The sequence below is a fragment of the Nonomuraea sp. NPDC052634 genome (genome assembly GCF_040678535.1).
Taxonomy (GTDB): Bacteria; Actinomycetota; Actinomycetes; order Streptosporangiales; family Streptosporangiaceae; genus Nonomuraea; species Nonomuraea fastidiosa.
The window spans coordinates 101,072-125,314 of the sequence record NZ_JBFATY010000009.1 but is presented as its reverse complement, the minus strand read 5'-3'; the positions used below and the strand labels follow the sequence as shown (position 1 = coordinate 125,314).

At 72.0% G+C, this 24,243-nt stretch carries 21 protein-coding genes; 11 read left to right on the top strand and 10 right to left on the bottom strand.

Annotated features, from left to right (window positions below; all coding sequences use genetic code 11):
• Window positions 1–210 precede the first annotated feature (210 nt).
• Window positions 211–918 (bottom strand): peptidoglycan editing factor PgeF, encoded by a 708-nt coding sequence (gene pgeF / locus AB0K67_RS31005; protein WP_364067395.1) that lies wholly within the window; start codon window positions 916–918, stop codon window positions 211–213.
• 211 nt (window positions 919–1,129) lie between these two features.
• On the opposite strand from pgeF, the gene AB0K67_RS31000 reads away from it, so the two are divergent.
• Window positions 1,130–2,512: an MFS transporter gene (locus tag AB0K67_RS31000; RefSeq protein ID WP_364067394.1), complete on the top strand. Its 1,383-nt coding sequence runs from the start codon at window positions 1,130–1,132 to the stop codon at window positions 2,510–2,512.
• Between the two features lie 32 nt (window positions 2,513–2,544).
• Here the strand turns inward: AB0K67_RS31000 and AB0K67_RS30995 are convergent, their stop codons facing one another.
• Complete coding sequence (locus tag AB0K67_RS30995) at window positions 2,545–3,618, bottom strand: class I SAM-dependent methyltransferase (protein WP_364067393.1); 1,074 nt, start codon at window positions 3,616–3,618, stop codon at window positions 2,545–2,547.
• A gap of 128 nt (window positions 3,619–3,746) precedes the next feature.
• Here AB0K67_RS30995 and AB0K67_RS30990 point away from each other — a divergent pair, with 128 nt between their 5' ends.
• Together AB0K67_RS30990 and AB0K67_RS30985 are read left to right on the top strand one after the other, a co-directional pair.
• On the top strand, window positions 3,747–4,883 hold the full coding sequence (locus tag AB0K67_RS30990) for an aldehyde dehydrogenase family protein (RefSeq protein WP_364067392.1): 1,137 nt from the start codon (window positions 3,747–3,749) through the stop codon (window positions 4,881–4,883).
• An 11-nt stretch (window positions 4,884–4,894) separates the two neighbouring features.
• Window positions 4,895–5,770, top strand: coding sequence for a tetratricopeptide repeat protein (locus AB0K67_RS30985; protein WP_364067390.1), 876 nt, complete (start codon window positions 4,895–4,897; stop codon window positions 5,768–5,770).
• A gap of 176 nt (window positions 5,771–5,946) precedes the next feature.
• Here the strand turns inward: AB0K67_RS30985 and AB0K67_RS30980 are convergent, their stop codons facing one another.
• Together AB0K67_RS30980 and AB0K67_RS30975 are read right to left on the bottom strand one after the other, a co-directional pair.
• Complete coding sequence (locus tag AB0K67_RS30980) at window positions 5,947–6,354, bottom strand: RNHCP domain-containing protein (RefSeq protein WP_364067389.1); 408 nt, start codon at window positions 6,352–6,354, stop codon at window positions 5,947–5,949.
• Window positions 6,354–6,689 carry an RNHCP domain-containing protein gene (locus tag AB0K67_RS30975; RefSeq protein ID WP_364067388.1) on the bottom strand — a complete coding sequence of 112 codons (336 nt, stop codon included), beginning with the start codon at window positions 6,687–6,689 and terminating at the stop codon, window positions 6,354–6,356. The genes AB0K67_RS30980 and AB0K67_RS30975 overlap by 1 nt, the downstream gene beginning before the upstream one ends.
• A 352-nt stretch (window positions 6,690–7,041) precedes the next feature.
• On the opposite strand from AB0K67_RS30975, the gene AB0K67_RS30970 reads away from it, so the two are divergent.
• Together AB0K67_RS30970 and AB0K67_RS30965 are read left to right on the top strand one after the other, a co-directional pair.
• Window positions 7,042–7,227 (top strand): hypothetical protein, encoded by a 186-nt coding sequence (locus tag AB0K67_RS30970; protein ID WP_364067386.1) that lies wholly within the window; start codon window positions 7,042–7,044, stop codon window positions 7,225–7,227.
• Between the two features lie 6 nt (window positions 7,228–7,233).
• Window positions 7,234–8,046, top strand: coding sequence for an MBL fold metallo-hydrolase (locus AB0K67_RS30965; protein ID WP_364067385.1), 813 nt, complete (start codon window positions 7,234–7,236; stop codon window positions 8,044–8,046).
• Window positions 8,047–8,147: 101 nt separating this feature from the next.
• Here AB0K67_RS30965 and ligD read toward each other — a convergent pair whose 3' ends face one another.
• Window positions 8,148–9,149: a non-homologous end-joining DNA ligase gene (gene ligD / locus AB0K67_RS30960; protein WP_364067384.1), complete on the bottom strand. Its 1,002-nt coding sequence runs from the start codon at window positions 9,147–9,149 to the stop codon at window positions 8,148–8,150.
• Window positions 9,150–9,655: 506 nt separating this feature from the next.
• Here ligD and msrB point away from each other — a divergent pair.
• A complete protein-coding gene (gene msrB, locus AB0K67_RS30955) occupies window positions 9,656–10,057 on the top strand; it encodes a peptide-methionine (R)-S-oxide reductase MsrB (protein ID WP_364067383.1) in 402 nt (133 codons plus the stop codon).
• A gap of 181 nt (window positions 10,058–10,238) precedes the next feature.
• Here msrB and AB0K67_RS30950 read toward each other — a convergent pair whose 3' ends face one another.
• The 4 genes from AB0K67_RS30950 to hemE form a co-directional block, all read right to left on the bottom strand.
• Window positions 10,239–11,054: a hypothetical protein gene (locus AB0K67_RS30950; protein ID WP_364067381.1), complete on the bottom strand. Its 816-nt coding sequence runs from the start codon at window positions 11,052–11,054 to the stop codon at window positions 10,239–10,241.
• A gap of 492 nt (window positions 11,055–11,546) precedes the next feature.
• Window positions 11,547–12,248 (bottom strand): hydrogen peroxide-dependent heme synthase, encoded by a 702-nt coding sequence (gene hemQ / locus AB0K67_RS30945; protein ID WP_364067379.1) that lies wholly within the window; start codon window positions 12,246–12,248, stop codon window positions 11,547–11,549.
• 5 nt (window positions 12,249–12,253) lie between these two features.
• Complete coding sequence (gene hemG / locus AB0K67_RS30940) at window positions 12,254–13,657, bottom strand: protoporphyrinogen oxidase (protein ID WP_364067377.1); 1,404 nt, start codon at window positions 13,655–13,657, stop codon at window positions 12,254–12,256.
• A 778-nt stretch (window positions 13,658–14,435) separates the two neighbouring features.
• Window positions 14,436–15,458 carry a uroporphyrinogen decarboxylase gene (gene hemE / locus AB0K67_RS30935; protein WP_364067375.1) on the bottom strand — a complete coding sequence of 341 codons (1,023 nt, stop codon included), beginning with the start codon at window positions 15,456–15,458 and terminating at the stop codon, window positions 14,436–14,438.
• Between the two features lie 598 nt (window positions 15,459–16,056).
• Here hemE and AB0K67_RS30930 point away from each other — a divergent pair.
• The 5 genes from AB0K67_RS30930 to AB0K67_RS30910 all read left to right on the top strand — a co-directional run bounded on the left by AB0K67_RS30930 (window position 16,057) and on the right by AB0K67_RS30910 (window position 21,591).
• Window positions 16,057–16,653, top strand: coding sequence for a DUF3000 domain-containing protein (locus AB0K67_RS30930; RefSeq protein ID WP_364067373.1), 597 nt, complete (start codon window positions 16,057–16,059; stop codon window positions 16,651–16,653).
• 45 nt (window positions 16,654–16,698) lie between these two features.
• On the top strand, window positions 16,699–17,925 hold the full coding sequence (locus AB0K67_RS30925) for an HRDC domain-containing protein (RefSeq protein ID WP_364067371.1): 1,227 nt from the start codon (window positions 16,699–16,701) through the stop codon (window positions 17,923–17,925).
• A 473-nt stretch (window positions 17,926–18,398) separates the two neighbouring features.
• The gene (locus AB0K67_RS30920) at window positions 18,399–19,544 is read left to right on the top strand and encodes a Gfo/Idh/MocA family oxidoreductase (RefSeq protein WP_364067369.1); all 1,146 of its coding nucleotides are present in this window, start codon (window positions 18,399–18,401) and stop codon (window positions 19,542–19,544) included.
• The gene (locus tag AB0K67_RS30915) at window positions 19,541–20,707 is read left to right on the top strand and encodes a dihydrodipicolinate synthase family protein (RefSeq protein WP_364067367.1); all 1,167 of its coding nucleotides are present in this window, start codon (window positions 19,541–19,543) and stop codon (window positions 20,705–20,707) included. The genes AB0K67_RS30920 and AB0K67_RS30915 overlap by 4 nt, the downstream gene beginning before the upstream one ends.
• 17 nt (window positions 20,708–20,724) lie before the next feature.
• A complete protein-coding gene (locus AB0K67_RS30910) occupies window positions 20,725–21,591 on the top strand; it encodes a sugar phosphate isomerase/epimerase (protein ID WP_364067365.1) in 867 nt (288 codons plus the stop codon).
• A 27-nt stretch (window positions 21,592–21,618) separates the two neighbouring features.
• Here the strand turns inward: AB0K67_RS30910 and AB0K67_RS30905 are convergent, their stop codons facing one another.
• Window positions 21,619–24,201, bottom strand: a complete 2,583-nt coding sequence (locus AB0K67_RS30905) for a PEP/pyruvate-binding domain-containing protein (RefSeq protein WP_364067363.1) — start codon at window positions 24,199–24,201, stop codon at window positions 21,619–21,621.
• Window positions 24,202–24,243: the final 42 nt, after the last annotated feature.

The window sequence follows — 24,243 nt, the reverse complement described above, 5'->3', positions numbered from 1 at the left end:
CCGGGGCACGGGGCGGACGAACACGTGACCGCTTGCGCAACACCCGCAAGCGGAGAGGGGGCTTGAGGGGACGGACCGCTCGGCGCACATCGCACCACGCCCACATGCCCGAGCTGAAGCGCGGGAGCGGTCAGAAGAACCGAGCGGGCGGCCGGGCAATCGAGCGGGCGGCCGAGGAACGAGCGGGCGGCCCAGGAACCGAGCGGGCGGTCAGGCGAGCCAGATGAGGCCGGCGAAGCGGCCGGTGGGCTGTTCGCGGCGATGCGAGTAAAGCTCCTGAGACTCGATCGTGCAGCGCGCGTCATGGCGTACGTCGCTCACGCCCGCCGCCTTGAGCTGCGCCTCGATGCCGGCCCGCAGGTCGAGGGCGGGGGTGTCCCACGAGGTCGTGGACCAGGTGGCGGGGACCTTCGCGGCGACCTTCTCCCGCATCTCTGCGGGTACCTCGTAGCAGCGCCCGCACGCGCCGGGGCCGATGAATGCGACCATCCTGCCCGGCTCCGCACCCTTGCCCGCCATGGCCGTCACCAGCGCGGTGGCGATGCCCGCCTCGGTGCCGGGACGCCCGGAGTGGGCGGCGCCGACCATGCGGGCCACCGGATCGGCCACCAGCACGGCCGGGCAGTCGGCGCCGAGCGACGCCAGCGCCAGCTTGGGCTCGGTGGTGAACACGCCGTCGAGCGGGGGCGGGTCGTCGCCGAACGGCTCGCTGACGTACGCCACCTCGGCGCTGTGGACCTGGCGCATGAACACCACCGCCCGCACGCCCAGCTCGGCCACCAGGCCCGCCCGGTTGGCACGCACGACCTCCGGGTCGTCGCCGACCATGCCGCCGAGGTTGCGCGAACCGTACGGCGGGGCGCCGACGCCGCCGTTCCGGTCGGTGATGGCCACGTGTACGCCGGGGGCGAGCTCCATGCCCCGATTTTAGGCGACCGCGCCCTCACCCCGACGCCCCGCTTCCTCCGGAGACGCCCGCCGGGCGGCTGACCCCCTTTCCACGAGCGGCCCTCTGGCAAGCGACGGTTCGTCTGATGCGCAGCTTCTGATCAGGCGGACCCCCGGGCGTATCCGGCCAGAACGAACCCCGGTGTTCGATTGACATAGAACACCACGTACAGTTCGTTCTATGGCTATCGAACACCGACGGGTTGTCATCGTACTGGCGTTGATCGCCGCCTTCATGGTCTTCGTTGACGGCACGATCGTGCACCTCACGCTCGCCCAGCTCGCCTCCCACCTCGACGCCTCACGGGCCGAGCTGGAGTGGGCGGTCAACGCCTATACGTTGTCGTTCGCGGCGGTGATGCTGGGTGCGGGCGCGATCACCGACACCCTCGGGGCGAAGCGGGCGTTCGTGGCGGGCCTGCTCGTCTTCACGATCGCCTCGGCGGCCTGCGCGGCGGCGCCCACGATGGGGGTGCTGAACGCGGCCCGGCTGGTGCAGGGCGTGGGGGCGGCGCTGCTGCTGCCCAGCGCGCTCGTCCTGGCGACGGCGGCGGCACCCGACGAGCATGCCAGGAACCGGCTGGTCGGCCGGTGGTCGGCGGCGGGGGGTGTCGGGATGGCGGCGGGTCCGCTGCTGGGCGGCGCGCTCGTGGCGGTCGCGGACTGGCGGACGGTGTTCGGGGTCAACGTGCTCATCGGCGTCTCCGCCGCCATCTGGAGCGTGCGGTCGATGCCGGCCGTGCCGCGTGGCGAGCGCCGCCTGGACGTGGCCGGCATGGCGACCGCGACCCTGCTGATCGGCGGGCTGGTGTTCGCGCTCATCGAGGCGCCCGCCCAGGGGCTGTCGAGCGCGCCGGTCGTCACCGCGGCGGTGCTGGCCGTGGCCGGGCTCGCCGGGTTCATCCTGACCGTACGCGCGAGCCGGGCGCCGCTGCTGCCGCCGGGCCTCTACGCCGACCGGGCGTTCGTCGCGACGGCGGCGCAAGGCGCGCTGTTCAACTTCGCCTTCTACGGGCTGCTGTTCGCGATGAGCCTGATGCTGCAGCAGGGGCGCGGGCTCGGGGCGCTGGCCAGCGGGCTGCTGTTCCTGCCGCTGACCGGGCTCATCGCGGTCGCGAACCTGTGCGCGGCCCGCCTCGCGCGCCGCTTCGGGCGGCCGGCCGTGCTGGGGGCCGCTCAGGCGGTGCTGGTGGTGACGTTCCTGCTGGTGGCGTGGGCGGGCACGGCTCCGGCGCTATGGCCGCTGGCGCTCGCGCTGGTGCCCGCGGGGTTCGCCTCGGGGCTGCTCGTGCCGACGATGACCTCGCAGGCGATCGCCGCCGTCGGGCCCGCCCTGCACGGGGCGGCGTCGGCGGCGTTCAACACCTCGCGGCAGGTCGGCGGGGCGGTCGGCATCGCCGTGTTCGGTCCGCTCCTCGGCACCGTGCAGGGTCGCCTGCAGGACGGCTTCGTAGTGTGCGTGCTCGTCGGCGCCGCCGCCGTCGCGGCGGGCCTGCTGCTCACGCCGCTCACCCGCGAACGGATTCGCACCGCCGCCGCGCTCAAAGAGCCCGCCAGAGCGTGAGCCGATACGCGCCGCCGCCTCAGCGGAACTCCTCACGGTGCGAGGCGGTGGATCGTCAGCGGGCCGCCGCAGTAGCGGCCGATGGCCTCCTCATCGGCGAAGGCGAGCACGCGCAGCATGTTGCCGCCGTCGCTGAGCCGCACGTTCCTGCGCAGCCGCGCCACCAGGCCGGCGGGCAGATTCGTGGTGCCGGCCTCGACCGTGTCGCCGTAGTGGGGGGCGAAGGCCACGCCCGCGAAGCCGGTACGGGCGAGCAGCGTCCGCACGGTATCGGCCGAGTAGAACATCAGGTGGTTCTTGGTGAAGCCGCTCCACTTCGACCCGTACGCCTTGAGCAGCAGCGAGTTGGCGTTCACGGTGAGGATGAGCAGCACGCCGCCCGGCCCGAGCAGGCTCCTGAACAGCCGGAAGTCGTCGAGCGGCCTGGGCAGGTGGGCGAGCACCGACCAGAGCGTGATGACGTCGAAGCCGCCCGCGGCGATCTCGGGCACGTCCTGCGGCGCGCCGAAGTACGTGCGCGCCTTGTGCAGCCGCTTGTTGGCCTGCTCGACCGACTCGGGCGACAGGTCCACGCCGCACGCGTCGAACCCGCGCTCCTCGGCGAGCTCCAGGAAGAGCCCGACGCCGGAGCCGAAGTCGAGCAGCCTGCGCTCTTTGCCCTCGTCGAAGACCGGGGAGAAGGCCCGCATCGTCAGGTCGTAGCGACGCTGCCGGTTGGCGGCGTACTTGCCGGTCAGAAAGGTGCTGTAGCCGCTGGCGTAGAGGTCGCCGAGGCGTTCGGGCCGGACGTTCGGGTTGCGGTAGAGGAAGCCGCAGGAGGGGCAGCGTACGACGTGATAGCGCCAGCCCTTGCCGCCGGTGGGCTCGAACAGCGGCTGCTGCACAGACTCCCCGCACATCATGCAGTCGAGAAACTCCTCGATCGCGCCGAGCGGCCGCATGCGCTCGTACGCGGCCCTGGACATCACCGGCGCCCGCCTGGTCAGCCACAGCCACTGCGCCTCGCGGGCCAGCCGCTCCCCCGGCCGTACGTAGACCCGCTGGCCCCAGGGCACATCGTCATAGCGCGACCCGTACGCCAGCCGCGCGAGCAATCGTTTCGCCATCGCCATCACCCCGCCTCGCGAGCGGTTGTGCCCCGGCCGTACCTTTACCATGCGTCCATATTTGGCCACTTTGCGGGATCAAGTGCTATTCCTGGTCATGCTGCTTGAGCAAGCGTACGCTTGGCCACGTGCCCGACTATCGCAACCTCATCGGCGGCGAGCTGGTCCCCGCCCCGCGCACGATGGAGACGGTCAACCCCGCGACCGGCGAGCCCTGGGCCCGCATCCCCGCGTCGGGCCCCGCCGAGGCAGCCGCGGCCGCCGAGGCCGCGAGCCGCGCCTTCCCCTCCTGGTCGGCGCTGCCCGCCCTGGCGCGGGCGCACTACCTGCGCAAGGTGTCGGAGCTGTTCGGCCGGCACGCCGAGGAGCCGGCCAGGCTGGAGACCCGCGACAACGGCCGCATCCTGCGCGACACGCTCACCAAGGACCTGCCGGGCATGGCGCACCTGTGGCAGATCGCCGCCGGGCAGTGCCTCGACGCGGTCAAGGGCGACACCGTGCAGCTCGGGCCGGACGCGCTCGGGCTGACCCGGTGCGAGCCGTACGGAGTGGCGGTCTGCATCATCCCGTGGAACTCCCCCATCTCGACGTTCTCCGCCAAGGCCGCGTACGCGCTGGCCGCCGGGAACACGGTGGTCGTCAAGCCGGCCGAGCAGGCGAGCGCGTCGGTGCTGCGGCTCGGCGAGCTGCTGGCCGAGGTGCTGCCGCCCGGCGTGCTCAACATCGTCAGCGGCCTCGGCGAGGAGGTCGGCGACCCGCTCGACCTCGCCACGACGATGGGGCCGATCGTCTCGGCGGGCCAGTACGAGCGCGTCACGTCGTACCTGGAGCCGGCCGGGAAGGAGGGCGCCCGGCTGGTCTTCGGCGGCCGGGCCGGGGCCGAGGTGGTGCCTGAGCTGCCCGGCGGCTACTGGGTGGCGCCCACGCTGTATACGACCGAGGACAACGGGCTGCGGGTGTGCCAGGAGGAGATCTTCGGTCCGGTCGCGGTGGCCATCCCGTTCGAGACCGATGACGAGGCCCTGGCCATCGCCAACGACTCCCGCTACGGCCTGGCGGCCGGCGTGTGGACGCGCGACCTGCGGCGGGCGCACCGGTTCGTCCGGGACCTGCGGACCGGCACGGTCTGGGTGAACACGTTCCGCCAGATGCCGCCGGGGCTGCCGTTCGGCGGGGTCGAGGACAGCGGGTACGGCCACGACGCGGTCCTGGAGTACACCCGGGAGAAGGCCCATCATCCGGATCTAGTCGTATCAGTCGGATAAATTTACCCCCCATGGATCAGGGGATCATGGATCATTCGGGGCTGTCCGAAGCGGCCGCACAGTCCCGGGCCTCGGTGCTGCGCAGCCGGGCGGTGTCGTACAACGCCCTTTTACGGCACGACGCCGCGATAGCGGACCTGACCGAGGCGATCGCGCTGGTGCCGGATGACGCCCGCGCCTGGCGGCTGCGCGGCGAGTGCCACCGGTTGATCAAGCGGTACCAGGCCGCGCTCGACGACTTCGAGGAGTCGCTGAAGCTGGAGCCGGACAGCGCGTACGCGCTCGGCTCGCGCGGCCAGACGTACACCGCGATGGAGCGCTACGAGGAGGCGCTGGAGGACTTCGAGCACGCGCTCACCCTCTCCCCCGAGACGTCGTGGATCCTCGAAGGGAAGGCGGAGGCGCTGGTGGGGCTGGACCGGATGGACGAGGCCCTGGCGGTGCACACCAAGATCATCGAACTGAACGAGGACCAGCCGTACTCGTGGTTCGCCCGTGGCGAGCTCTACCAGGACATGAACCTCTACGCCGAGGCCATCGACGACTACACCAAGTCGCTGGAGCTCGACCCCGACTACGTGCGGGCGCTGAGCCGCAGGGGCGAGGCGCTGCGCATGATCGACCGGTACGACGAGGCGCTCGCCGACCTCAACCGGGCGATCGAGCTGAAGCCCACCGCCACCCGCGCGCTCGGCAGCCGGGGCGCGGTGCTGAGCGAGATGGGCGACAACGAGGGCGCGCTGAAGGACCTGAACGCCGCCATCGAGCTGGACCAGGAGTACATCTGGGCGTTCAAGGTGCGCGGCGAGATCCTGCAGGACCTGGACCGGCACGAGGAGGCCATCGCCGACTTCACCCGGGCCCTGCACCTGGAGTTCGGCGACTGAGCTTGACGGGCCACGCCGGGACCGCGCCGCCGCGGGCGCGGTGCGCGGTCCCGGTCTGGCTGAAACGGCCCTGGCCAGAGCAGCCCCGCCAGAGCAGCCCAGCCAGAACAGTCCTGGTCGGAACGGCCCCAGTCAGAGCAGCCCGGCCAGAACAGCCCTGGCCGGAGCAGCCACGGTCAGAGCGCGAGCAGGGCGTTGACCGGCAGGCGGGCGTCCGACAGCGGCCGCATGGCGATGCGCAGCAGCGCCAGCGCGTTGTCGTCGCCCGCGATGCGGTTGGCGCTCAGCTCGCCGCACGACTGGCAACTGTGGATGATCAGCCACTCGCCGTCACCGCGGACGGTGACGCTCAGCGCCGCCATCCGGCCCCGGCAGCCCGCCCGGCGGTCGCCGGGCACGCGGTGATCCACGTGCAGGCTGGTCAGGCAGTTGGGGCAGTGGTTACGGTGCGCCGTGCCGGGCGCGACCATGGGCACGTCGAGCCGGCAGGCGACGCAGCGGAAGGCGTCCGCGGGCTCCGCGTGATGGACCTTCTTGCGCCGCTGCGGCCGGGCGCGGTCGCGTGTGACGTTCCTCCTCGGCATCACAGATCACCGAACGCCTCGAGCGGGAACGGCGGCTGCGCGAGCGGGCGTACCGCCATGCGCATGAGGATGAGCTGGTTGTCGTCCCCGCAGATGGGGTTCGAGGTCAGCTCGCCGCAGCGGGTGCAGCGATGGATGATCATCCACTCCCCGGTGCGCAGCACGGCGATCGAGATCGGGATCATCCGTGAGCTGCACTCGTCCTGCAGGTGCAGCGAGTGCAGGCAGCTCGGGCAGTGGTTGCGCCGGGTGCCGTCGGGGGCGTTCGCGGTGACCGTGAGGCCGCAGCGCACGCACACGAAGGTGTTGAGAAGAGGATTGCCGTTGGTGGACAACCTGGGTACTCCTTGCCGGATTGGTCTTCGATGTCACGCAGCAAGGGAGCGCCGAGCGAGCCTCGCGGGCACGCCGGCCGGTACGGCCTGTCCGGTTGTGGTCGTCGTCTCTCGCTCAGAGGCGGGATCCGCCGGTGGCACGACTGCGAGGCGCGCTAGGCGCGGTGCCAGGCATCAAGTCCCTCCTTCTGGCGCGGTGCGCGACCACGCGATACGGCTGATCCACGGACGGATGCGAGGGTAACGGGGCACGGCTCCGGACCGCCATCGAATTTCCGCGCGGGGCGGCGTACGGGGTGTTTGGCGTCGTACGGCCGTGGCAGTGGACCCCTGAACGAGGGGGACGAATGCCATGAGCAATCCGCAACAGCCAGAGCTTCGCAGGTCAGGCAAGTCCGCCGTCAACACGAACTCGGCCGGCCTCGTACGCGGGGGCAAACAGCGCTCCGGCCACCCGCACGGCACGGACAAGGGCCGCAGGGGCGGAGGCAAGGGCGGCGGCGTGCCTCCGGAGCAGCGGCCGAAGCATCCGGAGTGATCAGCGGTGGCAGGCAGCCTTCAGTTCATCGGGAACGCGACCACGCTCATCCGTTACAACGGCTTCACGCTGCTGACGGACCCGAACTTCCTGCACCGCGGCCAGCTCGCCTACCTCGGGTGGGGCCTGGCCTCGCGGCGGCGTACCGACCCGGCGCTGCGGATCGAGGACCTGCCGCCGCTGGATGCCGTCGTGCTCTCCCACATGCACGGCGACCACTGGGACCGGGTGGCGCGCAAGGGCATCGACAGGGACATGCTCATCGTCACCACCCCCGCCGCCTCCCGCACCCTCCATCGGCAGGGCTTCGGCCAGGCCGTCGGGCTGATGACCTGGGCGGAGTACCGCCTGCACGGCCCAGGCGGCAGCGTACGGATCACCGCGCTGCCCGCCAAGCACGCGCCGGGCTCCGCCGACGCGCTGCTGCCGCCCGTGATGGGCACGATGCTGGAGTTCTGCGGCCCGGACGAGCGGGTCGAGCTGCGCCTGCACATCAGCGGCGACACCGTGCTGGACCGGCGGCTCGACGCGATCCCGCGCCGCTTCCCCGACATCGACGTCGCCCTCGTCCACCTGGGCGGGACCAAGCTGCTCGGCACGCTCATGGTCACCATGGACGGCGAGCAGGGCGCGGCCTGGGCCGACATGATCAATCCGCGCACCGTCGTACCGATCCACTACGACGACTACACGGTCTTCAGTTCCCCGCTGGACGACTTCCTGCGCCACATGGAGCAGGCGGGCCTCGCCGACCGGGTGGTCTGCCTGAGCCGGGGCGAGACGTGCGAGCTGGCCTCGCACCGCCTCGTGCGCCGCTGAAAGCACTGCGCGTCAGCCGCGGAACGGCGCCTCGTGCGCCGCTGAAAGCGCTGCGCGTCAGCCGCGGAACGGCGCCTCGTGCGCCGCTGACCGGCTGGTGGTCAGGTGTCGGAGCGGGCCTTGCTCGGCTGCACCCGCTTGGGCTCGCCCGGCATCTTCGGGTAGTTAGGCGGGTACGGCATGTCGCCGCGCTCGTCCTCGGCGTACATCTCCAGCAGCGGCTCGATCGAGTAGGCCCGGTCGTCGATGGCGGCGTGCACGTCGCCCACCTCGGCGAAGCGGGCGGGCACCGTGCGGATGTCGAAGTCGCGCGGGTCGGCGTCGGCCAGCTCGTCCCAGGTCAGCGGGGTCGAGACGGGCGCGTGCGGCTTCGCCCTGACCGAGTAGGCGCTGGCGATCGTGCGGTCGCGCGCGTTCTGGTTGAAGTCGATGAACACCCGCTCGCCGCGCTCCTCCTTCCACCACGCCGTGGTGACCAGGCTCGGATCGCGCGCCTCGACGGCCCTGGCCAGCGCGATGCCGGCGTGGCGCACCTGGATGAAGTCCCAGCGCGGCTCGATGCGGACGGCGATGTGCACGCCGCGGTTGCCCGAGGTCTTGACGAAGCCGGTCATGCCGAGCTCGTCCAGCACCTCTTTGGTGAGGAACGCCGCCTTGCGCGCCGCGTCGAACTCCAGGCCGGGCTGCGGGTCGAGGTCGACCCGCAGCTCGTCGGGACGCTCGACGTCGGCGGCGCGCACCTGCCACGGGTGGAAATCGATGGTGCCGAGGTTGGCGCAGTAGGCGATGGCGGCCACCTCGGTGACGCGCAGTGACCGCGCCGTGCGGCCGCTGGGGAACGTCACCTCCACCGACTCCAGCCAGTCGGGATGCCGGGGCGGCATGCGCTTTTGATAGATGGCCTCGGTCTGCACGCCGTCGGGATGACGCTTGAGGTTGGTCGGACGGTCCTTCAGCGCCCGCAGGGCGCCCTCGCCGACGCTCACGTAGTATTCGACCAGCTCACGCTTGGTGGCGCCGATCTCCGGGAAGTAGACCTTGTCGGGATTGGTGACCTTGACGGTCCGCTTCCCCACCTCGAGCTCGATGTACGGCGATGCCATGCCCCCGAACCTACCCCGAGGGACCGACAATGACCGGTCATCACGAGCCGTAACAAAATTCCTCCGGCCGCTGGTCGCTGGGCCGGTGCGGCAGCTCGCCAGGAACCCGCACGGCTCCGGCGCTCTCGCCGCGCCGCTTCCGCTCGTCGTCCGGAGAGGCCACCGTCTTCGGAGAACCGGACGGAGTCGGGCCGGAGACGGAGAGAGCCGGACGGGGTGGGCCCGTCCCGGAGCCTCCTCGGTGGCGGGACCGAGGGCTCGACGGGACGGGCCGCCAGATCACCCTTCCGCCGTTCCGGGCGCTGGCGCGCCACCCGGCCGGCCGTTTCGATCCCCAGCGGCGCCAGCACGGGCGTGGGCTGTGCCGCTCGGCGGGATCCGCAGGTGATCTCACCCCTTGGCAGGAGGTGAAGACACCTCCTTGCCGAGAAAGACGCGAATTTCCCCGAGAACGGATGCTTCACCCTGCGGAGATCTCTTTTTGCCGTATCTCGTACTCTGGAGTTATGGACAAGGTGGTCAAGAGCGAGGCGGAATGGCGGGCCCAGCTGACGCCTGAGGAGTTCCACGTCCTCAGGGAGGCCGGGACCGAGCGCCCGTTCACGGGGGAATACGTCGACACCAAGACCGAGGGGGTTTACTCGTGCCGCGCCTGCGGTGCCGAGTTGTTCCGTTCTGACACGAAGTTCGAGTCGCACTGCGGGTGGCCGAGCTTCTACGCGCCGTCCGACAGTGACGCGGTCCGGCTGCTTGAGGACCGCAGCCTCGGCATGGTCCGTACGGAGGTGCGCTGCGCCCGGTGCGACAGCCACCTGGGGCACGTCTTCCACGGCGAGGGCTACCCCACGCCGACGGACGACCGCTACTGCATCAACTCGATCTCGCTCCGGCTCGAACCCAAGGCGTGATCGGGTAACGACGGGGCGTATCGATCGCCCGCGAGGGGTACGAGCACCGCGTGCGCTTTGTCCATCTTCGCCACCGGTGGGTGACGATTGAGACCATCGGGCGGGTGGTCACACAGCGATGCGAGGTGTGCTCGAAGACACGGGTCCGGGTCCGCTGACCCGGGCCCGCGGCTGCCGCCGGTCATCGGGGGTCTGGATATGTGACGCGGCAGCTCCGATCCGAGGGGCCGATGATGTTGGCGAGCACCGGGTTGCCGTTCTGGCCGAACTCCGAGTGCACGAACACCACGGGGTTCTCGACGCCGCGCTCGTGGAGGTAGGCGAGCCCGCGCTCGCACAAGGTGATGGCGGTACGGGAGTTGTCCGCGCTCTCCGGTAGGTCCGTATAAATGCGGAGATATCCGCCCACGGTGCGGATGTCCCTGAGACGCTTCACGGCCTTGTCGTTCGGCCCCCAGTTCGCGCGGAAGTACTCGGCCGCCTGATGATCCGTATGCCGCGAGGGGCCGTCGGCCTTGTAGTCCTTGCCGTCGCCCCCGGTCGGCTCGCTCGCACCGCTCGGCTCGGCGCCGCGCGTGGCCGGGCCTGCGGCCGGCAGGTCGTTCGGGTCGGTCGTGCCGGGCACCAGGCCGGAGTTCGTGCTCGGGGCCGGTTTCGACGGCTCGGGCGGCTCCGGCTTGCGCGCCCCCTTGCTGGTGGCCTGCGCGTTCGCGCCTTTGCCGCCGTCCGCCTCTTTGCCCTCTTTGCCGTCGGTGCCTCCGCCTGCGCCGCTGTCGGCGCTTCTGCCTGCGCTCGCTCCACCCGGCGACGCCGCCGCGGCGGCCGCGGGCCCGCCCCTGGCCCGCCGTCCGTCGCTCGCGTGGTGTTCGGCCGCCTGGCTCGCCGGGGGCGCGACGACCGTGCCGAGCAGCCCGTACGTGACCGGGGTGCCGAACATCCCCTGCATCGCGAGCGCCACGACCGCGCCGCCCACGGTCACCCCAGCGGCGACGGCCACCCGCCCGCGCGCCGCCCGTCCCGCCCGTCGCAGCAGCCCTCGGCGCCGTCTGGCCCTCCCGCCGGAGCCGCCCCGCCGGGACCGCCGAGCCTCCCCCGAAGACCGCCGGACGTCCTCCGAAGACCGCCGGACGTCCTCCGCAGACCGCCCGGCGCGCCCGATCCGCTCCGACCGCCGGACCTCCGCCGGAGACCGCCCGGCGGGTCCGGGACCGTCTCCTTCGGACCGCGCCGATCGGCGTCCTGCCGCGTGCCGCCCCCGACGGCCCCGCCTTCCGGACCTCTCCACCAGCCCTCCAAGCCCGCACACCTGGAACGTGCCACCCCGCTCACACCCTGCGAGGCAGAGATTTCCCCGATTGTGACAAAGCGGATAGAGCGCTGCAGCGAGATCGCCGATTTGGGTCTGGCTCGCGACCGATTCGCCGGGCTGATGCGTCCGGCCGCCCAGGCCGGTGCATCCAGCCGAGAGGGCGGGGCCTGGCCGGGAGAACTACGGCAGGGCGGCGATGAGCTCAGGCAGCGGCTTGCGCGCGCCGGTGTAGAAGGGGATCTCGACGCGGGTGTGCCGGCGTGCCTGGGCGCCCCGCAGCGTACGCATGAGGTCGACGATCCGGTGCAGCTCGTTCGCCTCGAACGCGAGCATCCACTCGTAGTCGTTGAGCGAGAAGCACGCCACCGTGTTGGCCCGCACGTCGGGGTAGTCGCGCGCCATCCTGCCGTGCTCGGCCAGCATCGCCCGACGCTCGGACTCGTCGAGCAGGTACCACTCGTAGGAGCGCACGAACGGGTAGACGCTGACGTAGGCGCGCGGCTCCTCCTCGGCCAGGAAGGCCGGGATGTGCGACTTGTTGAACTCGGCGGGCCGGTGCAGCGCCATCGCCGACCAGACGGGCCTGCTGTGGCGGCCCAGGCGGGTGCGGCGGAACCTGGCGTAGACGTCCTGGAGGTCCTCGGGCGTGGGAGCGTGCCACCAGAACATGAAGTCGGCGTCGGCCCTGAACCCGGCGACGTCGTAGACCCCCCTGGTCACGACGCCCTTGCCGGCCGCCTGGTCGAGCAGCTCCTGCACCTCGGCCGCCAGGCCGTCGCGGTCGCCTGGGCACGGCTCGGTCGCCTGGAAGACCGACCACATCGTGTAACGGATCACCTGATTGAGATCGCGGGCTTTGAGCCGCGGTGCGCCCTCTGTCATGCTGCCTATTCTGCTCTCAGGGAGAGGTGGTCCAGAATCCGGGCGGCGGCCGTGCGGGCGGTGGCGATGCAGGCGGGGATGCCGATGCCGTCGTAGGCGGCCCCGCAGACGGCCAGGCCGGGCTGCACGGCCACCGCCGCGCGCACCCTGGCCACCCGGTCGAGGTGGCCCACGTTGTACTGCGGAAGCCCGCCGCCCCAGCGGGTCACCCGGCTGTCGATGGGCAGGCCGCGCACGCCCATCACGTCGGCCATCTCGGCGGTGGCCAGCGCGACCAGCTCCACGTCGTCGCGCTGCAGCAGGTGCTCCTCGCCGACGCGGCCGATGGAGCAGCGCAGGATCACCAGGTCCTTCGACAGGTGGGGCCACTTCACCGAGCTGAACGTCACCGCCTTGACCGGCCGTCCCTCCACCGGCGGCACCAGGTAGCCGCTGGTGCCGGGCGGCTCGGGGAAGGCGTCGACCGGGTAGGCGAGCGTGACGACGGCCATGCTGGCGTACTGGATGCGGGCCAGCTCGTCGGCCGCCTTGGGGGCCTCGGTCTTGAGCAGGCGGCTCGTCGCCGGGCCCGGCGTGGCCAGGATCACCGCGTCCGCCTCGACGACCTCGGGGCGCGGCACCGGGCCGGTGACCAGCCGCCAGCCGGTCTCAGTGCGGTGCAGCTCGCGGGCGGTGACGCCGGTCCTGATGTCGGCCTCGGACGCCTTCGCGACCGCCTCAGGCAGGCCGCCGAGGCCGCTGCGCAGGGTGGTGAAGACCGGGCCCTGGTTCTTCGGTGTCTCCTCGACCAGGTGGCGGGCGGCGTTGAGCAGTGAACGCTCGGATCGCGCGATCGCGGCCACCCGCGGCATCGTCGCCTCCAGCGACAGCATGTCGGCGCGGCCCGCGTAGACGCCGCCGAGCAGCGGCTCGACCAGCCGGTCCACGACCTCGACGCCCATCCTGGCGCGGATGTAGGCGGCGACGGACACGTCGGTGCGCACGAGCGTCGCGGGCAGCACCTGGTCGAGCGGCACGCGCAGCAGCCCGCCCGGCGAGATGATGCCTGACTTGGCCAGCTCGGCGAGGTCCGCGGGCACGCCCATGACCTGGCCCTTGGGCAGGTAGCGGACGGCGCCGCGGCTGTAGACGGCGGAGCGGGTGGTGCCGGGGAAGACCAGGTCGTCACCGAGCCCGACCGCCTTGGCCAGCTCCTTGCCCTCGGGACGGCGGGCCAGCATCGCCTCGGCGCCCGCGTCGACGCTCACCCCGGCGACCTCCGAGGCATAGAGCTTGCCGCCGATGCGGGGCGAGCCCTCCAGGACCGTCACCTTCACGCGCTCACGCGCGCCCTGGCGGAGATACCACGCCGCGGCGAGTCCGGAGATACCCGCGCCGACGACGACCACGTGCGCCCGATTCCCTTCCACGCCTCCGAACGCTACCGCCTCTCATACGCGCCCATCCCCGCGGGGCAGACCTCCCACAACACACCCCGCCACCGCAGAGCGGCACAAATCGACGCCCCGAACACCACGCCCTACGCACGACGCCCCCGAACACCACGCCCCGCACACCGCGGAAAGGCCACCCAGCCCTATCGGCGGCGGCTCGAACGTCACGCGCCGCGCACCCCTGGACACTGCCCCGGAGACCACCCCAGCCCCGTCGGAGGGCCGGAACGCCACACGCCGCGCACCCTGCGCACTGCTTCGGGGACCCCCCTCAGCGGCGGGCCACCACCGGACGGCGGGCGACCGATGCGTGAACTACGGCGAGCGCAGCGGGTCTCCGACACGCATAACGGCGCCCAGCCCGAGGGGTTTTCCCAAAGAACGCCGAGCACCGAAACGGCGGGAGAGGAGCGAACCGGCGGCCGGCGCGCGCTCGGCGGAGGCCGGCGGCGTGGTCGCGCGCCCGCGCCCCAGAGCGGCGGAAAACGGCCGACCGGCCGCGCACGCACACGAGCACTCGCGCACGGCACGGCGAGGCCGCGTTGGAGCGGCCGGACCGCCCGCGCCCGCACACCGACCCCCCGAGCACGAACCCTCGCGCACGAACAACGGCGAGACCGAGCGGAGGGCCCGGGCCTGAGCGGAGGCACGAGACGCGGAGAAATGAACCCTCGTTCAGCCGAACAACGGCGACGCCAAGCAGAGGGCCAGGTCCGGACCGGAGGCGCGCTCGGATGCGGCGAAAGAGAACCCGTCAGCGGGTGTGCTCGTGGACGAGGTCGGTGAGGCGCTTGAGCTGGTCGGGGTCGGTGTTGGGGAGCACGCCGTGGCCGAGGTTGAACACATGGCCTTCGGCGGCCTCGCCGCGCCGCAGCACCTCGCGGGCCTTGCGCTCGACGACCTCCCAGGGGGCGAGGAGGATGGCGGGGTCGAGGTTGCCCTGGAGCGCCTTGCCGGGGCCGATGCGGCGGGCGGCCTCGTCGAGAGGGACGCGCCAGTCGACGCCGACGACGTCGGCTCCGGCCTCGCCGAGCACGCCGAGCAGTTCGCCGGTGCCGACGCCGAAGTGGATGCGGGGCACGCCGGCGACGCCTTCGAAGATGCGCCGGGTGTGGGGCAGGATGAACTCGCGGTAGTCGTCGGGCGCGACGGCGCCGACCCACGAGTCGAAGAGCTGCACGGCGGAGGCCCCTGCGGCGATCTGGATGCGCAGGTGCTGCAGCACGATGTCGGACAGCTTCTCCATGAGCGCGTGCCACAGCTCGGGCGCGCCGTACATCATGGCCTTGGTGCGGTCGTGGTTCTTCGACGGGCCGCCTTCGATGAGGTAGGAGCCGAGGGTGAAGGGCGCGCCGGCGAAGCCGATGAGCGGGGTGTCGCCGAGCTCGGCGGTGAGCGCCTTGACGGCCTCGGTGATGTAGGGGACGTCGCCGGGCTCGAGGGGACGCAGCGCGTCGAGGCCCTTGGCGTCGCGGATGGGCTCGGCGACGACGGGGCCGACGCCGGGCTTGATGTCGAGGTCGACGCCGATGGCCTTGAGCGGTACGACGATGTCGCTGAAGAAGATGGCCGCGTCGACGCCGTAGCGGCGGACGGGCTGCATGGTGATCTCGACGATGAGGTCGGGCGTCGAGCAGGCGGTCAGCATGGGCACGCCCTCGCGGACCTTCAGGTATTCCGGCAGCGAACGGCCGGCCTGGCGCATGTACCAGACGGGGGTGTGCGGGACGGGCTGGCGGCGGCAGGCGCGCAGGAAGGCTGAGTCGGCGAGGTTCACCTCACCAGGGTGCCATGGGCGGGGCGCGGTCAGGACACGGGTGCGAGGTGTCGGAAAAACATGCATTGGACACCCCAAATCATGATCAGATAGCCAGATGAAGGTTTACCGGTCTGCTCGGCATCGGCGTCCCGCACGGGTCCAACACACCCCATGCCCGCCCAGAGAGCCGGTCTCGACTGGGCCAAAAGTTCCCCAAGCCACCGCGCGGCACCGATTCATCGACCACTTTCGGGACACGCCGAGCGCGTTGCGGGGAATTGTCAGCGGCTCGTGCCAACGTCGGAGCCACGACCCGAAGAAAGGCCCCGGTTCGATGACTCGTGCGATGACCGCGTTGTGGAGTTCCCCAGAGCGCCGCAGTGTGCGCTGCCCGTCCTGCGACGGTGAGCGGCCGTTCGAGCAGCCGCCGTGCGCCGACGGGCACGAGCCGGGCCTGTGCCCCGAGTGGGCCTGTGTCGACTGCGGTCACGCCCTGATGTCCGGCGCCGCCGAGGCCACCCGTCCGGTTCGCCAGCTGGTTACGGCAGCGGCTTGATCACGAAGGATGAGCACCCCCGTGGTCCCCTTTCGTCCGACTTCGGCCTACGCTTCGGCTATGACGCTCGGTGACCAGCCGCCGCCTCCCGCCGCGTTCACGCGGGCCGCGGAGAGCATGCGGCTGACCGAGGTACGGCAGGAGATCGAGCTTGAGGACCTGCCCGCCCCCCAGCGGCTGGCCCCCTACTCGGCCGCCATCGGCGCGTCGGTCTACCGCGGCGACGACGAGCTGGCGGTGGGCCGGCTGATCCTGCTCTATGATCCCGACGGCCAGCGCGGCTGGGAGGGCCCGTTCCGGCTGGTTGCCTACGTCAGGGCCGACATGGAGCCGGAGATCACCTCCGATCCGCTCCTCGGCCCCGTGGCCTGGAGCTGGCTGACCGAGGCCCTCGACGCCCACCAAGCCGACTACTCCGCCGCCGGCGGTACCGTGACAAGAGCCGTGTCGGAGGGGTTCGGCAACAAGGTCGACGATCCGGTCACGACCGAGCTGGAGTTGCGGGCCTCCTGGTCCCCCGCTCAGGAGGATCTGTCCGGCCATGTCGCCGCTTGGTGTGATCTGATGTGCCTGGCCGCGGGCATTCCGCCCCTTCCGCCCGACGTGGCCGCCCTGCCCCGTCGACGTGATGATCCGGAGAGTGACCGAACGAAGTGAGGGCACCAGTCAAGACAGCACCTGCGTCATGAGGTCGGTGAACTCATGACAGAAGAACGCACCGTGGAGCCGCTGCTGGAGCCACGCGAAGGCATCCCTCCCGTCGTCGCCGACGCGGCCGGGCTGGCCGAGGTCGTGGCGAGGTTCGCGGCGGGCAGCGGCCCCGTCGCCGTCGACGCCGAGCGCGCCTCGGGCTACCGCTACGGCAACCGCGCCTACCTCGTGCAGTTGCGCAGGGCGGGCGCGGGCACCGCGCTGATCGACCCGATCGGCTGCCCCGACCTGTCCTCGCTCGACGAGGCCCTGGCCGAGGCCGAGATCGTGCTGCACGCCGCGTCCCAGGACCTGCCGTGCCTGATGGAGATCGGGTTCAAGCCGCGGCAGATGTTCGACACCGAGCTGGCCGGCCGGCTGCTCGGCTACGAGCGGGTGGGCCTGGGCACGATGGTGGAGACCGTGCTCGGCCTGCGCCTGGAGAAAGGTCATTCGGCGGCCGACTGGTCCACCAGGCCGCTGCCGCTGGACTGGCTGCGCTACGCCGCGCTCGACGTGGAGGTCCTGGTCGAGCTGCGCGACGCGCTGTATCAGGAGCTCGCCGATGCCGGGAAGCTGGAGTGGGCGCGCGAGGAGTTCGAGGCCGTGCTCAACACCCCGCCGCCGGCGCCGCGTCCCGACCCGTGGCGGCGCACGTCCGGCATCCACAAGGTACGGAACGTGCGCGCGCTGGCGATCGTGCGGGAGCTGTGGAACATGCGCGACCGCATCGCCCGCGAGGCTGACCTGGCGCCCGGCCGGGTGCTGCCCGACGCGGCGATCGTGACGGCGGCGCTGGAAGGGCCGCGCACCAAGAAGGCATTGACCGAAATTTCGGCATTCACCGGGCGAAGCGCCCGTCGTCACATCAACGACTGGCTCGCCGCCGTCGCCCGCGCCCGCGAGCTGCCCGACAGCCAGCTTCCCCAACCCAGCACCCCCGGCGACGGCCCGCCGCCGCCCAACCGCTGGGCTGACCGCGACCCGGCCGCCGCCAAGCGGCTCGCCGCCGCCAGGGCCGTGGTCGCCGCGCTGGCCGACGAGCACCACATGCCGGCGGAGAACCTGCTGCAGCCCGACGCCGTGCGCAGGCTCACCTGGGAGCCACCCGAGGAGATCACGGACGAGACCGTGACCGCCCGGCTGCGCAAGCTCGGCGCCCGCGAGTGGCAGCTCGCCCTCGCCGCCCACCCCATCGCCAAGGCACTGGCCCGCCTGGAGACACAGGGCGAGTCGTAATGCGGCGGTTCCCGGGTGGCCGTCCACCCGGGAACCGCCCACCCGCCGCCGCCTTGAAGCCGGCTGACCAAGCGAACGCGCAGGCCGGCCGCAACACCCACGGCCCCGCCCCTGACGCCACGGTCCCCGTCCGTGCCCGTGAGCGGGCGACGCCCCGCCACAGTCAGGCGAGCAGCGGGCGGACGTCGAGCCAAAGAACGAGCCCGCCACGACCCGGCCCGTGCGCGAAGCGGGCGATGCCGCTCGTGACGTGAGCCCGCCGTGGCCGCCGTCCGCGCCCTGACTGGATGGCGCTGAGCGCCCGGTCAGGGGCCATTCGCCGCAGGGCGGCCGGAGCCTGGCGGGTGGGACTGAGTGCCGGGTCAGGGGCGCTCGCCGCAGGCCGCGGGCGGGTGGGGCTCTTGACGCCCTTGGCAGGCGGGCCTTACCGTTCGGGAAAGCGCTTTCCACTGGTTGTGCCTGAAGGGATCCTCATGAGCGTGCGCACGATCGGCGTCGTGATGAACGGCGTCACCGGACGGATGGGTTACCGCCAGCACTTGGTCCGTTCCGTTCTGGCCATCAACGAGCAGGGCGGCGTCGCGCTCTCGGACGGCTCCAGGGTGACTCTCAAGCCCGTCCTGGTCGGCCGTAACGCCGACAAGCTTGCAGATATCGCTAAGAAGCACGAAATTTCGGCTTTCACCACCGATCTCGACGCCGCCCTCTCCGACGACGCCAACCTCATCTACTTCGACGCCCAGGTCACCAGCGCCCGGGTCAAGGCCGTGCTGAAGGCCATCGAGGCCGGCAAGCACATCTACGCCGAGAAGCCCACCGCCGAGTCGACCCAGGAGGCGATCGCGCTGGCCGAGGCCGCGGCGGCCAAGGGCGTCAAGAACGGCGTCGTGCAGGACAAGCTGTTCCTGCCGGGCCTGCTCAAGCTGAAGCGGCTGATCGACGGCGGCTTCTTCGGCCGCATCCTGTCGGTGCGGGGCGAGTTCGGCTACTGGGTGTTCGAGGGTGACTGGCAGGAGGCGCAGCGCCCGTCGTGGAACTACCGCGCCGAGGATAGCGGCGGCATCGTGCTCGACATGTTCCCGCACTGGCACTACGTGATGGAGAACCTGTTCGGCCGGGTGCAGTCGGTCTACGCCAAGGCCGTCACGCACATCCCGTCGCGGGTGGACGAGCAGGGCAACACCTACCAGGCGACCGCCGACGACGCCGCGTACGGGATCTTCGAGCTCGAAGGCGGCATCATCGCGCAGATCAACTCCTCCTGGGCGGTCAGGGTGAACCGCGACGAGCTGGTGGAGTTCCAGGTGGACGGCACGCACGGCAGCGCGGTCGCGGGCCTGCGCAAGTGCCGCGTCCAGCACCGTTCGGTGACGCCGAAGCCGGTCTGGAACCCCGACCTGCCCGCCACCGCGCGCTTCCGCGACGACTGGCAGGAGGTGCCGGACAACGCCGAGTTCGACAACGGCTTCAAGGTGCAGTGGGAGAACTTCATCCGGCACGTGCTGGAGGACGCGCCGTTCCCGAACGACTTCGCCTCGGGCGCCAGGGGCGTGCAGCTCGCCGAGCTGGGGCTGCGTTCGAACGCCGAGGGCCGCAGGATCGAGGTGCCGGAGCTGTGAGGATCGAACTGCCCGGATTCGGGTCGTATCCGCTGCGGGAGCCTGCGAGCTGGCCGGTGGAGGCCACGCCGGCGAGCGGGCGCATCGCGTACGCCGCCGCGCACGTCGTCGCCGACCCGCTCGGCGACAACACGCCGGGCTCCCCCGCCGCCGTCGACTGGGACGCGACGCTGCGCTTCCGCCGCCACCTGTGGTCGCACGGGCTGCGGGTGGCCGACGCCATGGACACCGCGCAGCGCAACATGGGCCTCGACTGGGCGGCGACCCAGCAGCTCATCACGCGCAGCGCCGCCGAGGCCCGCGCGTTCGGCGACCCGGCCACGCTGGTCTCCTGCGGTGCGGGCACCGACCACGCGCCGCAGGCCGCCGACCTGGACGCGATCACCGCCGCGTACGCCGAGCAGATCGAGACCGTGCAGTCGGCGGGCGCGGGCGTGATCATCATGGCCTCGCGCCAGCTCGCCGCGGTCGCCACGGGCCCGCAGGACTACCACCGGGTGTACGGGAAGCTGTTCGGCCTGGCCGACCGCCCGGTGATCCTGCACTGGCTGGGCGAGATGTTCGACCCGAACCTGGCGGGCTACTGGGGTTCGCGCGACATCGACGCGGCCACGGAGTCGTTCCTCGAGCTGATCCACGCGCACGCCGCGCAGGTGGACGGCGTGAAGGTGTCGCTGCTTGACGAGGAGCACGAGGTGCGGCTGCGCGCCGCGCTGCCCGAGGGCGTCAAGCTCTACACCGGCGACGACTTCAACTACCCGTCGCTGATCAAGAGCGGCTCCCACGCGCTGCTCGGCATCTTCGACGCGATCGCCCCGGCCGCCGCGGCGGCGCTGCGGGTGCTGGACGCCGCAGAGTCGGCCACCGACGAGGCGGAGCGGGAGCGGCTGCTCACCCGGTACGACGAGATCCTCGCCCCGACGGTCACCCTGTCGCGCAAGATCTTCGAAGCGCCGACGTATCACTACAAGACCGGCATCGTCTTCCTGGCCTGGCTGAACGGCCATCAGGACGCGTTCGCGATGGTGAACGGCGCGCAGTCGGCGCGTTCGCTGCTGCACCTGTCGGAGGTGTTCCGGCTGGCCGACCAGGCCGGTCTGCTCGCGGACCAGGAGCTCGCCGTGCGCAGGATGCAGGCGCTGCTGGCGGTGAACGGTCTGTGAGCGGGGACGGAGGCCGCATGAGCCTGTCGCTGAACCAGTGGACGACCCGGCGCTGGTCGGTGGCCGAGGCGGTGGACGGCTGCGTCCGCCACGGCCTTGAGGCCATCGGGCTGTGGCGGGAGAAGGTCGCCGAGCAGGGCCTCGCGGAGAGCGTCAAGCTGGTGCGCGCGGCCGGGCTGCGCGTGTCGTCGCTGTGCCGGGGCGGTTTCCTGACCGAGGGCGGGCTGCCGGGCGAGGAGGGCCGCAAGGCGTTCGCCCGCGCGCTCGACGACAACCGGCGGGCCATCGACGAGGCCGCCGAGCTGGAGGCGGCCTGCCTGGTGATGGTGGTGGGCGGCCTGCCCGGCGTCAAGCCCGGCGAGGCGCTGCCGGACGACGGCTTCACCCGCGATCTCGCGGGCGCGCGCGAACGCGTGGCCGAGGCGCTGGCCGAGCTGGCCCCGTACGCCGGCGAGCGCGGCGTCAAGCTGGCGCTGGAGCCGCTGCACCCGATCTACTGCCCCGACCGGGCGGTGCTGTCCACGCTCGGCCAGGCGCTGGAGCTGAGCCTGCCCTACCCCGAGGAGCAGGTCGGTGTGGTCGTGGACACCTTCCACGTGTGGTGGGACCCGCGCCTGGCGGAGGACATCGCGCGGGCGGGCAGCAGGATCGCGAGCTACCAGGTGTGCGACTACCTGCACCCGCTGCCCGAGGACGTGCTGCTCGGGCGGGGCATGATGGGCGACGGCGTGATCGACTTCCCGCCGATCACGCGCGCCGTCCAGGCCGCCGGGTACGCGGGCGACGTCGAGGTCGAGATCTTCAACGCCGACATCTGGGCCGCCGATCCCGACGAGGTGGTGGCCACCATGAAGGCCCGCTTCGAGCAGGTCGTGCCGGCCTGAGGGTGAGATCCCCTCGCCTGGCGGCGGTCAGGCGGGGGTGATCGTGCCGGCGGCGCCGTTCACGGTGATCCGCTCGCCGGTGCCGATGCGCTGGGTGGCCTCGGGGACGCCGACGACGGCGGGGATGCCGTACTCCCTGGCCACCACCGCGCCGTGCGACATCGCGCCGCCCATCTCCATCACCAGCCCGCCCGCCGTGAGGAACAGCGGTGTCCAGCCTGGGTCGGTGGACGGGCAGACGAGGATCTCGCCCGGCTCCAGGTGCGCGCCGTGCGGGTCGAGCACGACGCGGGCGACGCCTGTGATCGTGCCGGGCGAGGCGGGCGTGCCGGTGAGCGCGGCCCCGTCCGCGGCTCCTTCGGTGGCTTCCGCCTCGAATGCCGCCTCGGGTTCCGTGCCGTCGGACAGCAGCAGCCTGGGCACGTGCCTGCGGCGCCGCTCCCGCTCGTACGTCGCCCGCCGCCCGGCCACCAGCGCGCGCAGGTCGCCGCCGCGCAGCGCGGCCCTGGCCTCGCGCAGGTCGAGGAAGAAGACGTCGCCGGCGCGGTCGATCACGCCCTGCTCCACAAGGTGCTCCCCCACCACCAGCAGGCTGCGGCGGACCGCCGCGAGCGTCTTGACCAGGTAGAACTTGGGCAGCTCGCGCAGCCCCGCGTACTGCCGGGTGCGTCCCAGCGCCCACCGCACGACGGGGGCCCGCCACCGCGCGCGCCGCCCGGCCCGCGCGGCGAGCTCGCCGATCGTCTTCCCTGCCTGCCGCGCGCTCTTCTCGAACAGCTCGGCCGGAGTGGGCCCGCCGTCCATGCGCAGGTAGTTGGCCAGCACGCCGAGGATGTGGCCGGGCTCCTCCGACCAGCGCGGCACTCCGGCGTCGATCTCGGCCACCCCGCGGTGTCCGTATCTGGCGAGGAACGCGGTGATCTCGCGCTGGGCGACCGGCGGCAGCTCTCCGGCCTGGTAGCGGGCGACCAGCTCGGAGACCGGCAGCTCGCGGAACGGCTCGGGCTCGACGCGGGTGGCGAGGTGCCACAGCTCGATGTCCATCTCGGTGGTCGGGTTGTGCGGGACGCTGCGCAGGACGTCGCTCATCTCGTCGATCGGCACGCCCGACAGCTTCGAGGACAGCGCGTAGAGGGCGTAGCCGGTGATCGCGGTCGGCATGATCCGGATGATCAGCGGGAACGTCCCGGCGAGCACGCGTTCGGCGTGGTCGAGCCGCTGGGCGGGGGTGGCGGACTCGGGCACGCGCAGCCGCCGGTCCAGCTCGGCCCCGAGCCGGACGGTGTGCGCGAGCGCCCTGCGCGGGCTGGTGAGCGCCACGAGCACGCGCTCGGGCACCCGCACGTTGCGGGCGAAGCGCAGCGCGCCGCGCAGGAACGGGCGCAGCGAGCGGGACGCGGGGGCGAGCCGCGGGTCCTCGAACAGGCCGCGTACGAGGGGCACGGCCCTGGCCTCGCCCAACGTCAGCACGCGCGGCAGGAGGGCGCGGCCGGCGCGGTTGCGCACGGCGGCGGTGATGTCGAGCCAGATCCGGTGCCCCGACTCGGCCAGGAACCCCGCGCCGTCGTACGGGTCTGCGGGCGCGTGCCCGGCGAGCCCGGCCCCGCCCGCGCTGATCATCCGGAACGCGGCCACGCCCATGGGCGTCAGCGGCCCCATGACGCCCTGCGCGACGTTGACCGAGAAGTACACCCGCAGACCCGGCCGGGTGGTCTCGGGCAGCGGATAGAGCGTCGTGATGGGCCGTGCCTGGGTGAGCCAGAGCGTTCCGGCGGCGTCGATGGCCCATTCGGTGTCCTGGGGCGCGCCGTAGTGCTCCTCGACGCGGGCGCCGAGGCCGGCCAGGCGGCGTACCTCGTCGTCGGTCAGGCAGAGCCCGTCGTGCGGCTGCTCGACGCGCTCGGTGCCGCCGCCGGGCAGCGGCCTGATCGCCAGCGGCTTGTCCCCGGCGCGGCGCTCGATGACCCGGCCGTCGCGGAAGCGGAACCGGTCGGGGTTGACGGCACCGGAGACCACCGACTCGCCCAGGCCGGGGCTCGCGTCGATGACGATCTCGCGCCGCCTGCCGGTGACGGGGTTGGCGGTGAACATCACGCCCGCCGTGCGGGCGTCCACCATCTCCTGCACGACCACGGCGAGGCGTACGGCGGCGTGGCCGATGCCGTTGGACTCGCGGTAGGCGACCGCGCGATCGGTCCACAGCGAGGCCCAGCAGCGGCGTACGGCCGTTAACACGGCCTCCTCCCCCACCACGTTGAGGAACGTGTCCTGCTGGCCCGCGAAGCTGGCGAACGGCAGGTCCTCGGCGGTGGCCGACGAGCGCACCGCGACCGGCACCCCGTCGCCGAGCCCCCGGTACGCCTCCACGATCGCCTCGCGCACCTCGTCCGGCATCGGCGCGTCGAGCAGGTGCTTCCTGGCCCGCTCCGCCACCTGCGGGCCGCTCGTGTCGAGCCCCGCCGCGACCTGGCGGTACGCCTCCGTGGTGAGCACCCACCCGGGCGGCACCGGCAGGCCCGCCCTGGTCAGCTCACCGAGGTTGGCCGCCTTGCCGCCCACCTCGGCGAGCATCCCCGCATCGATCTCGGCGAAGCTCAGGATGGTCTTCATCGCGTGTTTCCCCTGCCGTTCGGCGTCTCGCCCTCAGTGTGG